The 14,211-nt window shown below is 56.9% G+C and carries 12 protein-coding genes; 3 read left to right on the forward strand and 9 right to left on the reverse strand.

Going from position 1 to position 14,211, the window contains the following annotated elements; genetic code table 11:
* Positions 1 to 199 precede the first annotated feature (199 nt).
* Together P0D71_RS21800 and P0D71_RS21805 are read left to right on the forward strand one after the other, a co-directional pair.
* The gene (locus P0D71_RS21800; RefSeq protein ID WP_091809086.1) at positions 200 to 877 is read left to right on the forward strand and encodes a response regulator; all 678 of its coding nucleotides are present in this window, start codon (positions 200 to 202) and stop codon (positions 875 to 877) included.
* Positions 867 to 2,261, forward strand: coding sequence for a sensor histidine kinase (locus tag P0D71_RS21805; RefSeq protein ID WP_408294210.1), 1,395 nt, complete (start codon positions 867 to 869; stop codon positions 2,259 to 2,261). The genes P0D71_RS21800 and P0D71_RS21805 overlap by 11 nt, the downstream gene beginning before the upstream one ends.
* Positions 2,262 to 2,408: 147 nt before the next feature.
* Here the strand turns inward: P0D71_RS21805 and P0D71_RS21810 are convergent, their stop codons facing one another.
* Entirely contained in the window at positions 2,409 to 2,687 is a 279-nt protein-coding gene (locus P0D71_RS21810; RefSeq protein WP_408187911.1) for a transposase, read from the reverse strand.
* Positions 2,688 to 3,120: 433 nt separating this feature from the next.
* On the opposite strand from P0D71_RS21810, the gene P0D71_RS21815 reads away from it, so the two are divergent.
* Positions 3,121 to 4,008 (forward strand): EAL domain-containing protein, encoded by an 888-nt coding sequence (locus P0D71_RS21815; RefSeq protein ID WP_408294207.1) that lies wholly within the window; start codon positions 3,121 to 3,123, stop codon positions 4,006 to 4,008.
* A gap of 184 nt (positions 4,009 to 4,192) precedes the next feature.
* Here the strand turns inward: P0D71_RS21815 and P0D71_RS21820 are convergent, their stop codons facing one another.
* From P0D71_RS21820 to P0D71_RS21855, 8 genes are all read right to left on the reverse strand, one after another.
* Entirely contained in the window at positions 4,193 to 4,951 is a 759-nt protein-coding gene (locus tag P0D71_RS21820; RefSeq protein ID WP_408294204.1) for a WecB/TagA/CpsF family glycosyltransferase, read from the reverse strand.
* A 92-nt stretch (positions 4,952 to 5,043) separates the two neighbouring features.
* Positions 5,044 to 6,156, reverse strand: coding sequence for a glycoside hydrolase family protein (locus P0D71_RS21825; protein ID WP_408482039.1), 1,113 nt, complete (start codon positions 6,154 to 6,156; stop codon positions 5,044 to 5,046).
* A complete protein-coding gene (locus P0D71_RS21830; protein WP_091806283.1) occupies positions 6,153 to 6,962 on the reverse strand; it encodes a heparin lyase I family protein in 810 nt (269 codons plus the stop codon). The genes P0D71_RS21825 and P0D71_RS21830 overlap by 4 nt, the downstream gene beginning before the upstream one ends.
* Positions 6,959 to 8,050, reverse strand: coding sequence for a glycosyltransferase family 4 protein (locus tag P0D71_RS21835; protein WP_408294198.1), 1,092 nt, complete (start codon positions 8,048 to 8,050; stop codon positions 6,959 to 6,961). The genes P0D71_RS21830 and P0D71_RS21835 overlap by 4 nt, the downstream gene beginning before the upstream one ends.
* Positions 8,047 to 9,306: a hypothetical protein gene (locus P0D71_RS21840; protein ID WP_091806290.1), complete on the reverse strand. Its 1,260-nt coding sequence runs from the start codon at positions 9,304 to 9,306 to the stop codon at positions 8,047 to 8,049. Before P0D71_RS21840 ends, P0D71_RS21835 begins: the two co-directional genes overlap by 4 nt.
* Positions 9,303 to 10,637 (reverse strand): hypothetical protein, encoded by a 1,335-nt coding sequence (locus P0D71_RS21845; protein WP_286162157.1) that lies wholly within the window; start codon positions 10,635 to 10,637, stop codon positions 9,303 to 9,305. The genes P0D71_RS21840 and P0D71_RS21845 overlap by 4 nt, the downstream gene beginning before the upstream one ends.
* A complete protein-coding gene (gene wecC, locus P0D71_RS21850; protein ID WP_091806296.1) occupies positions 10,634 to 11,872 on the reverse strand; it encodes a UDP-N-acetyl-D-mannosamine dehydrogenase in 1,239 nt (412 codons plus the stop codon). Before wecC ends, P0D71_RS21845 begins: the two co-directional genes overlap by 4 nt.
* Positions 11,873 to 11,947: 75 nt before the next feature.
* Entirely contained in the window at positions 11,948 to 14,170 is a 2,223-nt protein-coding gene (locus tag P0D71_RS21855) for a polysaccharide biosynthesis tyrosine autokinase (protein ID WP_408482041.1), read from the reverse strand.
* Between the last annotated feature and the right edge of the window lie 41 nt (positions 14,171 to 14,211).

Consider the following 14,211-nt stretch of genomic DNA (forward strand, 5'->3'; position numbering starts at 1 on the left):
TAGAAATTTGAAACCTTCTGGTAGCTTTCGGGGTTGGGGGCAAATCATGGGTGTTAACCCGCAACTTAGCCGCAACCCCGCCGCAACTTCGCCGCGACCCCGCCCAAAACTCGACAGCGTATGGCGCAAACCACAGGGGAAGCGCGCAAAGACCTTGTTTTACGGCACAATCGACGGCCTGACTTTTGCCGTTCCCGCCATGAAGCTGCTGCTCATCGAAGACAACCCCACACTGGCGCACTGGCTCGCGAAGATGCTGGAGCAGGAGTCGTTCGCGCTCGACGCCGTGCAGGACGGCGACGCGGCCGACCAGTTGCTGCGCACCAACCACTACGACGTGATCCTGCTCGACCTGAATCTGCCCAAGCTGTCGGGCAAAAACGTGCTGCGCCGTCTGCGCCAGCGCGGCGACGCGACGCCGGTGCTGATTCTCACGGCGAGCGGCTCGATCGACGAAAAGGTCGAACTGCTCGGGGCCGGCGCGGACGATTATCTGGTCAAGCCGTTCGAAGTGCGTGAGCTGATTGCACGGATCAAGGTGGCGATCCGCCGGCAGTCGCCCTCGAAGGCGAGCGAAGTGGTGTGCGGCGATCTGGCGTTCGACATCGATACGCGGCAGTTCACGCTGAAGGGGACACCGCTGAACGTCACGCCGCGCGAACGCTCCGTGCTCGAAGCGCTGATCCTGCGACTGGGTAAAACCGTCACCAAGCCGGCGCTGGTCGACGCGATCTTCACGCTTGCGGACGAGCCTAGCGAAGACGCTGTCGAAATCTACATCTCGCGTCTGCGCAAGAAACTCGACGGCAGCTCGGCGGCGATCGTCACGCTGCGCGGCCTCGGCTATCTACTGCGCAAGAAAGAAGATGACCAATAGCCTGCGCATGCGCCTGTTGTGGTGGCTGCTGGTGCCGCTCGCGTTGTATGTATTCGTGACCGGCAAGGCCGAATACGATAACGCGCGGCGCACGGCGGATCTGGTGCAGGACAATCAACTGATCTCGTCGGCGCGGATGATCGCCGGCGAAGTGGAATGGGTGGACGGTTTCCTGCGCGTGGATGTGCCGCCCGCCGCGCTCGAAGTATTCGTGTCGCCTTACCGCGACCAGGTGTTCTATAGCGTGAGCGTCGACGACCGCCGGCTCCTCGCGGGCACGCCTGAGTTTCCCACGCGTCCGGCGCAGACCGCGGATACGCCCGATCACTACGACACGCATTTGCAGGGCCATGCCGTGCGCGCGGTCGGCCTTGTGCGTCTCATGTACGACAACGGCGCGACTCATCGCGTGCTCGTGACGGTCGGGAAAACCGTGCGCTCGCGCGACGCGATGGCCGAGCAGTTGTGGCAGCCGCAACTTGTGCGACAGATCGAGATGATCGTGCTGGCGGTCGCACTGGTGTGCATCGGGCTGACTTTCGAATTGCGGCCGCTGATGAAAGTGAAAGAGGACGTGGCCGACCGCGATCCAATGCAACTCGCGCCCATTCGTGTCGAGAGGCTGCATACCGAGTTGCGGCCAATCGTCGAAGCTATCAATCAGTGCATTGCGCGGCTGGGCGTTCAGGTGGCTGCGCAGCGCCGCTTTATCGCCGACGCTGCGCATCAGTTGCGCACGCCGCTTACTTTGCTCGGCACGCAGTTGCAGTTCGCGCGTCAACAGGAGGGCTTGAATCCCGCTCTCGATGAAGCACTGGCCGCCATGCATCGCAGTAATCGTTCGATGGTCGGGCTCACGAACAAGCTACTGTTGCTCGCGCAAGCCGAGGCGGCAGACAACACGCAACTGGCGGTGGAAACGGTGGACCTGGTCCCGCTAGCCATGGAAGTTGTGGAGGATCTCGCCCTGCTCGCGCAGGCGCGGGGCATCGATCTGGGCGCCGAACTGAACGGGACCGCGCCGGTAGCCGGGCACCGCGGGCTGCTTCAGGCGTTGATAGCGAATCTCGCTGAGAATGCGATTCGCTATACCGGCAGTGGCGGTCACGTGACCGTGGGCGTGGATGCCAAAGCCGATACCGTCACCGTACGCGTATTGGATGATGGCCCCGGCATTCCGGCCGAGTCGCGCAGCCGCGTTTTCGAGCCGTTTTTCCGTGCGTCCGCGGATACGGAGGGCACTGGACTCGGCCTTGCCATTGTGCGTGAAATCGCAGATGCCCATCACGGCGCAATTACGCTGAAGCCGGGCGAGGGCGGCAAAGGCGTGCATATCAGCGTTTCGTTTCCACGCGCGGCGGCAGAGCAGCCTCAGGCGGTTTAAAGCCTCGGTAAAGCGGCATCGCGTGTACGGTTGCAGAGGATCTAATGACTGACGGTGATGCGGATCAGTGCGTCCTGCAGACACGACCGTCAACGCAGTAGCTCGCCTCTGATTTGCTACGGCATGCGAAGCAAATCAAATAGCCGATCAGCAATTCGAAAGCTCTGTGCAACATACTGGAAGCAGCTCATTCACCTGGTCGAGCACGCCCGTCTTCTTCCAGGTCATATATCGAAGATAACAAGTCTGCTGCGGCGGAAAAGTGGCCGGAAGCCTGTGCCATTTCTCTTTTCTTTGCTGCAACCAGAGTATCGCGTTGAGAATTTCCCGATCGCTGCGGCGAGGCCGACCGCGGGTAGATCGAAGGTCGGGAAAGAGACTCTGGACGCGCGCCCAGTCGTCGTCGGAAAGAGGGATTTGTAGCATGGCTGCCCCGGAACACTGTGTGAGGAATGCGCAGTCGTTTTCCGCTGCATCTGTGGCGATACTAGTAAATCTTTTCTTATCGGTCAAATTGTCTTGTTGCGACGCGTCGCGGTAGATTGTTCCGGATTTTCTCGCTTGATGTGCTTGACTTCTTTGATGGGCTGGACTTGGCGAGCTTCGTCGGTATTCGTATTTGTTCCGCGCGCTCGCGACGATGTGCGGTGCAACGTAACGTAAAGCGGGACGCTACGTAACGTGTGGTATCGCGCAAACGTTTGGCGAAGCAAATCATGCTTCGCCAAGGTTGCTCCTTGTGCTGTGCAGTGCGATGCCCGGCGGGGGTTTCCGGCGATTCGGCGGGCTTTAAGCGGTAGTGATCGCGTCTGTTGGCACGACATGTGCGTATGTCGGCGAGACAAAAAACAAATTCGCCATGCACACGCTCGACTATGCCAAACCTGAATTGCTTGCGCTCCCGCTCACGAAGCGTGCTGCGCATGCCGCGCCGATCGCGCCAAATGACCCGGATGATGCCGGTGATGTTCCTGTGGGACTGAGCGAATTCGAAAGCCGTGTCTTGAAGGGGTTGAGCGCGGGTGAATTTCACCTTGTGTTTCAAGGTGCATATCGTGCGGCGAGCGGAACTCTGGCACGTCTGGAAGCGCAGGTTCGTTGGACGCATCCTGATTATGGCGTGCTGCTTCCGGGCAGTTTCATGCTGCCGATCGAGCATCCGCAGGTCGCGTTGGAAATGGCGTTGTTTATTGTGGACGGTGTATGCCGCGAACTGCGCGGTTGTCTTGAAGCGAAGCTGCCCTTGCAGCCGGTAGCGATCGCGATGCCGGTTCATGTGGCGCTGCATGAGTCGCTCGCGGGCGAAATTGCGCGTGTGGCCGGCTCGTATGGGGTGTCGCCTGCGCTGTTTGAAATTGAGGTTTCAGATAGCGCTGAAGCGGCGAAACTGCTGTCCTTGCGGACGTTGACCGCGGGTCTGCGGGATGTGGGCATCAGCATCACGCTCGGCAATTGGGGCAACGGCGGTTCCTCGATGGCGCTGCTTGGTGTGCTTGATGTGGATACCGTTACCGTCGCGCGTGAGTTGATGGCGACAGTGCCGAACGATCAGCGGGCGGGGACGGTGATGACTGCGCTGATGGACCTGCTGCATGCGCTCGATGTGCGGGTGGTGGTGAGTGGTGTCGATACGAAAGAACAGTTCCAGTGGGTGAGCCGATGGCCTGACGCGTTGGTGCAGGGGTCAATGTTTGCGCGTGCGCAGGCTGGGTTGGGGAGGGTGTTGGGGCTAGGGCGGGCGCTATGACGCCCGACCATACTCGATGACGGTTCGGCGCGAAATAAAGCTGCATGTCCCAGAAAAAAGAGCAACATGGCGAGGCGATCCAAACGCCGCCGGGTCGAGAAGATCGACCTGATAACCGGTCGATCTATTCCTCATTTGAGTAAGCCTTCACTGGGCATTGGAAGGCCGATATCCACGTCTATGTTCAGTGTTCCTCCGCCATCCGCTTGAACGTCGACGCAAGGCGTGCTCTCAATAGCATTACCGCAAACCTGTTGTTTGTAATGAAATAGCGCCTCCACATACGTCCCGGCTCCTGTGCAACGCGGTAAGCCCATTCGAGGCCGTTGCGTTGCATCCATTGCGGAGCCCGGCGCACTTTACCCGCGACCACGTCGAAAGTACCGCCGACGCCCATCACAAAGTCGACACCGAGGCGATCGTGCCAGCGGTGAATAAAACTCTCCTTCTTTGGCGATGTGATCGCCACAAAAAGAAGCTTGGCGCCGGAATGACGGATCTTTTCGACTACGCCTTCCTCGTCGTCCCAGAAGTATCCGTGATGGTAACCAGCGATCTGCAGACCTGGATGCCGCATTGCGACGGTCGCTGCGGTTCGACCTACGACTTCGTCCGTTGCGCCCAGCAGGAATACCGGCAACCCGCGCGTCGCCGCCATCTGCAAGAGGCGGTCAAAGAGATCGACTCCTGCTACTCGCTCGGGCACGGGATAACCCAAGAGACGTGCACCCCAAACGACGCCCATGCCGTCTATGTTGATAATGTCGCAGGCGCGAACCGATGAGTGAAGTACGCTGTCGGTCTGCATGTTGACAAGCTTGGCGACATTCACAACGACGTGCTGCGTGAACTGCCGCGCTTCAATGCGGTCACCGATGATTTGCACGGTTTCCTGCATGGTGGCGAGGTCCATCGGGCATCCGAATAGCTCAATTCGTTTCATTGTGTTTTCTCCCCGGCGATACTCAAGTTCTTTTCAGTGCGCTTGAACTGGACGCGATTCGCGTATGTACCGATCGCGTAGAAAGCCCATGCCTACGTCCAGCGTAGGTAGTTAATTCGATTAGTTGTCAGTCTGTTCTTCTGATACATGAAGCGCCGTTCATCCGGCATGTAGAGTGTTTCTAACGCTCTTTCAAATACGCGGGTCGCCAACCGATGATCTTCATCAGCCCCCCCCACCTTCAGCAATGTCAGAATAGCTTGAGCGACAGAATGAGTATCGAGCGGCCAAATGCTATTGTCGTAATATTTGACGGTGCCGTCCGGCAAGAAGAAGTTTTTCCGGTAGTAGTCCATCCCGCGGCTGATGGCGTCGCTAAACTCGCTGGTGTCTGCCGCCTGTTGTAGCGCCGCTAGCGCTTCCAGGTTATAGCCGGTATGAAAACCATCCACGAACGAATGATGATCGCGCGTGCCATAGCGCCATGCTCCGTCCCCGCGCTGCGCCGCGACTGAGCTTCGGGTGGCGCTTAGCGCACGCTGCATCAGAGCGCTATTGCCTATCCGTTTCGCCGTTTCTCCGACAACGGCGGCTGCCCAAAGGTTGGCGTTGTGCACGAACGCGGATTCGCCTGGAATGTATGCGTAATAACCGCCGTCATTCCGGTGAAGTGAATTCAGGAATAGACCGGCATCTGTCGCGGCGTCGACGAACCGTTGATTGCCAGTTTCGTCTCCAAGTGCCGCAAGTGCGCGTGCTATGTAACAAGTCGTGATTGCGTTAGGCGTGCCTTTGGGTACGAAGAAGGCTCGCGCGGCCCAGTCGAAGTGATACCCCCATGCACTATGCTTCCATCTGCTCCGATCGCAACGCTCCTCTAGCAGCCATTCCGCAAGCCGAATGGCTTCCTCGATTTGTGATCCGTTACCGACCAGTTTTTCGTACTCGAGAAGACCGAGGATGATCAATGCAATACCTTTGGGGTTGCGGCGACGCGCCACACCGACTAACGGCCGCAAGTTTGCAAGACTGCGTTTATGGAGTTGCAGCCACGCTATTTTGGCGAATGGCAGAGAGCCAAGGCCTAGTTTCTTGAACAGCTCGCTGTTGAGGCCATCGAATGGGTCGTATCCTGCATAGTCCGTGGCACGGCATTGCGTAATCAGTGCATCGGCGAGTTCGCTGGCGTTCAGATGGATAGTCATTCGCTTGACTCCACGCGCTCGGAGATCGAGACGGGCCCATAGAACAGACCTGTCTCGGTAGTTTTCGAACGAAAGTTTTGCCAACTCGGCTTATAGACTCCAAGCTTCAAGTATGCGTGGCGCTCCTGAGGGTACTCATTTGGGACGCCGCGAGAAGCGAAGACCTGAGTGCCGTTCTTCCATAATTCCGTTACCGCATGCTCGCCGGTCGAATCAGGTCGATAGTGGAGAGTCCAGCGAACCCATTTACCACGGTCCGAACTTGCGCCGGGCAAGCTGGCGTCGTGGCCGTGCCTGGTATCGGAACCGCCGCGCTCAGAAAACACGTAATCGCTCCCGTGTAGTTGCAGCATAATTGGCGGAGAGCCCACCCACATGTCTGTCTGATGGATTTGCATGATGATTTGCATCTGGTCGTCGTCGAATACAAAATCGGCCGGCAGCAACGTGGTCCACTCTATGCGGTACTCACGGCCAGAAACGATTTTTGCCGCTCGTGCGAACACCATTTCGCCGCGGGGCGTGCCGTTCGCGACGTGGGAAAAGTTCTCGCTGCGTCGAATGCTAACTTTCACCGCGCGTTGATCAGGTGATAGCGGATCATTGACTACAATGAGGTCTTGCGTATCCGGACTCTGAATGTCTACCGCCGGACCGAACCCGTGTGCCCAATTGGTGGCGAACAGATTGTGAAAACCCGGCATATCCAGAACCGAAGCATCACGTGTTTGTGCCGAGCAGGCTGTGACGAGGCACAGCGAGGCTGTCACAACGTGGCGTAGCCAGGAAAGGTGTTTCGGGTTCATCGCTTACTCCCGCATTGCGTATCAACGTATCGATAGCACTGAACATATCGTTCGACAATTGATTCCGCTCTAAAGCACGTTTGAGCGCGAGCAAGTCCTGCGGAGCCCATTCGAACTGCATGCTCCGGATCGTCGACTAGTTTGCAAAGCGCCTCTGCCAGCCCGCGTGAATCGTGGACATCAACGAGATACCCGCTCACGCCATCTTCAATGAGATCGAGAAATCCGCCCACGCGGGTTCCTACCACGGGCAAGCCGCAGAACATTGCTTCGAGTGTAGAAATGCCGAACGACTCGAAATGGCTGGGCATGCAGAACAAACGTGCACCGCTATAAAACGCGAGCTTCGCATCGCCTTCCAGCCAACCTTCGAATACCACGCGGTCGGCGATTCCGTGCGATTCGGCGATATGCCTCCAGCGGTGCGTGTCACCGATTCCGGCCACACGGAGTTCGATATCGCGCCCTTTCCGCGTCAGAGCGGCAACGGCTTGAAGGAGCTCATCGAGCCCCTTGGCTTCATTCAATCGGCCGGCAAATGCAATATATGGCCTCGCGTGCGCAAGGCGGTTAGGTACCGGCGCACCGTGCTCTGCGTCAAGCGCCATATTTCCGATAACCCGAACTGCATCCTTTCTCCGCCATTGCTGAAGCCAATTTGCTAGAGGCGTCGAAACCGCGATTACGCAGTCAACCTTGCGAAGAAACAGTTCGACCAGCCGACGGGGCAGCCAGTCCGATCTATCGAAAAATTGTTCGAAATTGCCTGAATGCAGCTGAAATACCGTGCGCTTCCCAAAGAGTCGCGCGACAAGGAACAGCACAAGTTTCCGGTAGAACGACCCCCGCTCGGAGACATGAAAATGCACAACATCAACAGAAATAGCCGATCGCGCAAACAACGGAACATCGACCATCCAGAACGCCAGCGGTCCGCCGATATTCCGGAATCCGCGCGTTTCGAAGAACGAGAGAGATACGCCGGCCTTCTCGAATTGATCTCGGCTTGTGGCCAACTGAGAAAGCACCGTTGCGATGCCACCTTTTTGCCCATGCCCCGGACCAACCTGAAGAATTCGCACGCTCATTTCACGGCTCCGACAACCTCTTGGCTGAGCGATGAGGACCGATTTTGTGACGGTGCATTGCTCGAGAACAGATACATGAGCATCAATGCCGAGAAGACATAGGATGCAGACACGAACGACAAGGAGAACAGGTTGTCGAAGCAGAAGGCGCCAACTAGGAATAGCCAAACATGCCTGCGTCGACTAACTTGCCCATACAGGATCATGAAACTGAGCCATAAGATCGCGCCCAGAACACCGAGTTCAACGAAGAGGTGTGGATAAAACGTGTCGGTGGTCGTGAGAGTGTTTCCAAGCCCATACCAGTTGAAGTGATAGATGCTGTACAGCGGCGAGTGATACTTGACTGAGGCCGATCCACCGAACGAGCCGAGGCCCTCGCCGAAGAAATTGCCTTTCATCAACGATTGAAACATAACGCGATACGATTCTGCTCGAGCCGAATTGCCTGCTACGACGTAGAAGGAGAGTTTGGCCATGGCAACCTTGATTAGTGAATCAAGCAGTCCCGCCAGCAATGCGAACAGTACGACGCCAATTCCGCCGATGGCTGCGATCACAGAACGCACGGTCAACTTTCTCGCGACGACAAAGTACATTCCAATCGTCGCAAAAATCTTGAAGGAGACGCCCAATAGCGAAAATGTCAAGAAGATCCACGCCACTCGCCTTGATCGCCTCGTTGGCTGGTGATGACGGCATAAGAGAAACGCACAAAAATTAATAAAACTGAACTCTGAGAAGAAACCTATCCATCCTTGCGCGCGAAGATACAGGCCGGAGTCGAATTTAACCGGCAGAAACAGGGGGAGTTTTAGCCCATATGCAAGGTAGAAGTAACACTGGAACAAGTCATTGCTTACTACGACAGCAAAGAACATGAAGATAACCGGTGAAAGCCTGCGTCTGTACGCGAACATTGCAACGGTGATCGCCATGGGTGCGAGAAACCGCATGAATTCTTCCCCACCGGCGTCGACATTGAAAGCTCGCCACATCGCTATATAGAGAGTTAGCAGGAAGGGCAGCATCAATGTAACGAGCTTGTGAAATCTTGGGCGTAGCAAAATCGCGATCGACAGCAGGACGAACGCGCCTAGCTTTACGAACTGAGAGCCATCCATTTCGAGCGATAAAAACGTATCGCTGACGCAAAAAAGAAGGTAGGCGAGTGATATCGCCCATGCGCCGACCGAATGCCATCCCGTGAATCGAGATTCACGCGATAGTGACATTGACATAGTGCTAGCGTTCATCGGGGCGCTCCACAGACTAGTGATTGCAACCGGACTTCCGTATTGGAAACATCCGCCAATCGGCAACGAGTCAGATACTGGTGGTATATCAAGTGCGCGTGACGCCGAATCAGCCAGTTGCGCCAGACTGTGATCACAATCGCAGAGCAAAGAATCATCGCGAACCCGGTCAGCGCGCCGGATGCATAGCAGGGGGCGACGAGCAATGCGAACGCCAAAGCCGTTAAGACGTTGATCTTCGCTGTTACAGCACCTTGCTCGAATATCATCATGACGCTACTGTTTGCTACGCCCGTCATGCCGACCGCGCATTGGATCGCGAGCAGCAATCCGGCTAATACGACGCCGGTCGGAAAGCTTGCGTCGCGTGCTTGTCTCGCGGTGAACAACAGGACCAGAATGACGTTACAGACCAGCATCGCTCCATTGCACCAGTTGATGCAGCGGCTCATTCGGCGAAGCGACTCGTCGAGGGACAGAAAGGCCGCCTTACGCTTCGCGAGGTCCGCCAATTGCATCATCGATATCGCCCGCGGCAGCAGCATCCCGATCGCAATCCCCGAAGACAGCAGCGAGAGCATCCCCGCGAAAGCGGCGCCACACATCACAGTCGCGGCCGGAACGAAAATCAGGGGAATGCCGCCGGACAGAAAGTTCGTAAGACCGAACTGAAGCCCTTCGATCTCCAGTTTCCTTGGCAGCATTTGCAGGTCGGGTCGACCGATCTTCACGAACATAGCAATTGCAATCAGACCGAGTCCCGTCGCCAGCGCAGCCGCTGCGGAGAGCCCGGCGTAACGAAATATGGCAAGCATGCCGGCCGACCCACCGATCAGTGCGACGTCGAACGCGATCGCGGCGCGATAGCGCTTCAAGGCAACAAAGTAGTGGCGAGCAATCTGATAAGCAGTCCAACCCCACAGCAAGGCAAGAAACGCACACAGATCGAACGGAATGACTTTGGACACGGCAATCCCAAGGCCAAGAACCGTGCACAAAACAGTCGTGACAAGGCTCATTGCGCCGACGTGATAGAAAGCCGCAACGGCACTTCGCTCGGTCGTAGCCGCCGGAACGCGCACCAGTATCAATGTCGCCCATCCGATCGCGGTGAAGAAAGCAACCATCTGCGCGATAGACATGCTTGATGCGGTCCGCCCGAGTTCCGCGAGCGAATAGACATGCTGTATCGCGAAGAAAACCACGACGCGATGCAGTCCCGGCGATCCGGTGCAGATCAGGGCTTCAATACGTTGAACGGATACAGCGCTGGCCAGCGTATCGATCCTGGAGCGGTGGCGCACCGTCGTCGCCTTTGCATGCTCAGTCACGCGAAGATTCCCCGCGTATCGACAAGCAGCTTCGACTGCAAGCGGCGCCGGTTGATGTCCTTGAACTCGCGATGATCGACCAGCAGCAGAACAATATCGGCGGCTTCAATCGCGCTTGCAAGGTTTGTTAGCTCGACCTTGCCACGAAGCGCGTCCGGAAGAACCGTCACGTTGGGCTCGACAACAACGATGTCCGCCACGTGTTCGTCGGCTAGTTGATTGACGATGTCTATCGCCGGACTTTCGCGCAGGTCGTCAATATTGGCCTTGAATGCCAGGCCAAGGCAGGCGATCACGGGTGCCTTGAAGCGCGCGGCGAGGCGCTTCGTTTGATCGATCACGTAATGCGGTTTGCCGTCGTTGACGCCGCGCGCGGCCCGAATCAGTTTGGCCTCTTCGGGGGCGGAGTCGACGATGAACCACGGGTCGACAGCGATGCAATGTCCACCGACACCAGGCCCTGGCTGGAGAATGCTCACGCGAGGGTGACGATTGGCGAGTCGAATGAGTTCCCAAACGTTGATGTCGAGCCGATCGCAGATCATCGACAGTTCGTTCGCGTACGCGATGTTGACGTCCCGAAACGCGTTTTCGGAAAGCTTGCACATTTCGGCGGTACGTGCGTCGGTCAGAATACAGTCGCCCTGAACGAAGATCTGATAGAGATCGCGAGCCAACTCGCCGCATCGGCGAGTCATGCCGCCAATTACGCGGTCGTTCTGGACCAACTCGCGAATGACATGTCCCGGCAGCACGCGTTCCGGACAGTGCGCAATGCGAATGTCGGACTGTTCGCCCGAATGTTGTGGGAAGGTTAGGTCAGGACGGCATTCAGCGAGCCATGCCGACATCTTCTCGGTCGCTCCCACAGGCGAAGTCGACTCGAGCACGACAAGATCGCCTTTTTTAAGCGCAGGAGCGATCGAACGACTTGCCGCCTCAATGTAGCTCAGATCGGGTTTGTTGCCATCGCAAAACGGCGTTGGAACAGCGATCAGGAATGCATCGGCTGGCTCCGGCGTCTGGGTCGCGCGCAGATATCCCTGTGTGACGGCGGCGTGAACCAGCATGTCCAGCTCTGGTTCGACGATATGAATCTCGCCTTTGTTAATTGTATCGACTGTGCGCTGCGATACATCGACGCCGATAACTTTCTTTCGGCGTGCGGCAAACGCCGCAGCGGTGGGCAATCCAATATAACCAAGTCCAATGATGGAAACGACATCGAATGACATAGCGTTGGTCTCGTCGCTTGATAAATTTTCAATGGAGAAAAGCTTCCGGTTGCCTCATGGTCTGCAGTCGCCCGATTACGTGTCAGACGCATTACTCAGGTACGCATAGCCGCCGTAGTCCCCGTACTGCGCGGAGCGCAGACTTGGTTTGAAGCCGTTAAACACAATCCCGGTGATTTTTGCCCCAACGCGCTCGATTCGTTTGGCGGACTCGAGAAGCTCGCCACTGCTGGTCATGCCCGAACGCGCTGCCAGAAGAACAATTCCGGCGAAGGGCGCGAAGATGGTGGCGTCGGTGACTGGAAGGACGGGCGGTGAATCCAGTAGAACAATGTCGTATCGCTTGGACACGTCCGCGAGGAGATTAGCTATGCCACCCGACGACAGTAGTTCGACCGGCTGCGCCAGTAGCGGACCCGTCGCAAGGAAGTCCACGTTCGGCGAAACATCTTTGATGACGGCCGCATCCAGTGACATGTCGCCGCGAAGCACATTGGAGAGACCGACTTTTCCGGACACGTCGAACTCGGCAGCCAGATGGCCGCGGCGAAGATCCACGTCCATCAGAAGCACGCGCTTCTTGGACATCCCCAGCAGAGTGGCCAGATTTGCGGATGTGAACGACTTGCCGATCCCGACCGAGGGCCCGGTCATCAGGATGACGTTGTTCTTCGGGTTCTCCAGCAGGGCGAATTGCAACGCGGTGCAGAGACTTCGAATGGCTTCGACGGCCGGTTCCTGCGGCCGCGCCAGTGCGAGAATCGACGGACCGCGACGGCCACCGCGTTCCCGGACTCGCGTCAATTGACGTTGGGTATCGCTCAGCGGAATAGTCGCAATGACGTCAAGAGACAGATCACGTTCGATATCCATAGGATCAGTCAGACCGCCGAACAGCGTTGAACGGACCAAAGCGAATCCGATTCCACCGAACAACCCGATGACGGCTGCCAGAACGATGACCAGGGCTCTCTTCGGTTTCGTCGGTTTGTCGGCGACTAGTGCATGGTCGATCACACGCACATTGCCGATCTTGCTTGCTGTGGCGAGTTGCAGTTGTTGAACGCTGTTGAGCAAGCCGACGTAGAGACTCGTTTGCACGGTCACATCTCGATTCAGTCGGACAATATTCTGCTGATCGTCGGGAAGTCGCTGGATCGACTCGTTGAAGTTGTCGATATGCGCGCGCGCGGCGGCAATCTGTTGATCCAAGGCAAGCACAGCGGGATATTGCGCGCTGTACATCGTTGCGAGCTCTTTCCGTTTCTGCTCGAGCTGGAACAGACTGGACTGCGCCTCGACAGCCTGTCCCAACACGGCCTTTGCCTGCTCGCTGAGGTCCACGACCTTGTGGCGGTTCTGATAAGCATTGAGCCGATCCTCAGCGAGTCTCAGGCTATGCTCTACCTCCGGAAGTTGACTCTTCAGGAAGACAAGCGACTTCTCGGCTGCTGCCGCCTTTCGGTCGGCGTTTTGGGTGACGTAGTTTTCGGCGATCTTGTTCAGAACTGCAGCCGCGCGCGCGGGATTCTGATCGTCATAGGTCACGCCAATCACGCCGGATTGATCCTTGCCCATCTCCGTAATCACCAGATCTTTTCGCAGTTGCTCCAGGACCTGAATTCGGGAATAGCGTTTCAGCTCGAACTTTGCGTTCTCTCTGCTGCTCAATTGCGACACCAGCAGCTTGACCGCCCCGGAAGGCGTGTTCGCTACCAATGGGACGCCGACCTCACCGGTGACATCGGCGTCGAGGTCGCTGCCCGAGAGTCGATAGCGGTTGTTACCCAGTGCGGTGACGGAAAACTTGTCTTCTTCAAACTCACCAGGTACGTCGAATTGATCGACGATGATATTTTCCGAGCCCCATGCGTATCCGCCTACGCCGAAAATTCCCGGTTGCGACAGCGAGCTTCTGTGCTTCGCAACGAATGCCCCAAATAGCGGAAAGTATTTGGGCTTAGCGTCGATGTAAAGGCGCAACTCGTCGACCATTTTCGCCGTGACAAGTCGCGAGTCGAGGATCTGCATTTCCCCATCATCGGTCGATTTTATGTCGAAAAGAGACGTCAAACCGCTCATCAGATTACCGGCTGCCGCGCCCGCGATATCGGAGTTGTCTTCAACCTGAACCGTGATATCGCCGCGATAGATCGGCGTCGCGAGGAACGCGTACGTCACGCCGAAGACAAGGCATACGATAGTGACCGCAGCTATCAACTTCTTATTCTTGAAAATGACATCAATAAGTGCACGAATGTCAATTTCGTCCTCGTCGCGGGAAAATTGATTTTTCATTTTTTTGTGAACTCGTATTTCAGCGGTTTATTGGCATGACT

The organism is Paraburkholderia sp. RL17-383-BIF-A (assembly GCF_046028015.1).
Lineage (GTDB): Bacteria > Pseudomonadota > Gammaproteobacteria > Burkholderiales > Burkholderiaceae > Paraburkholderia.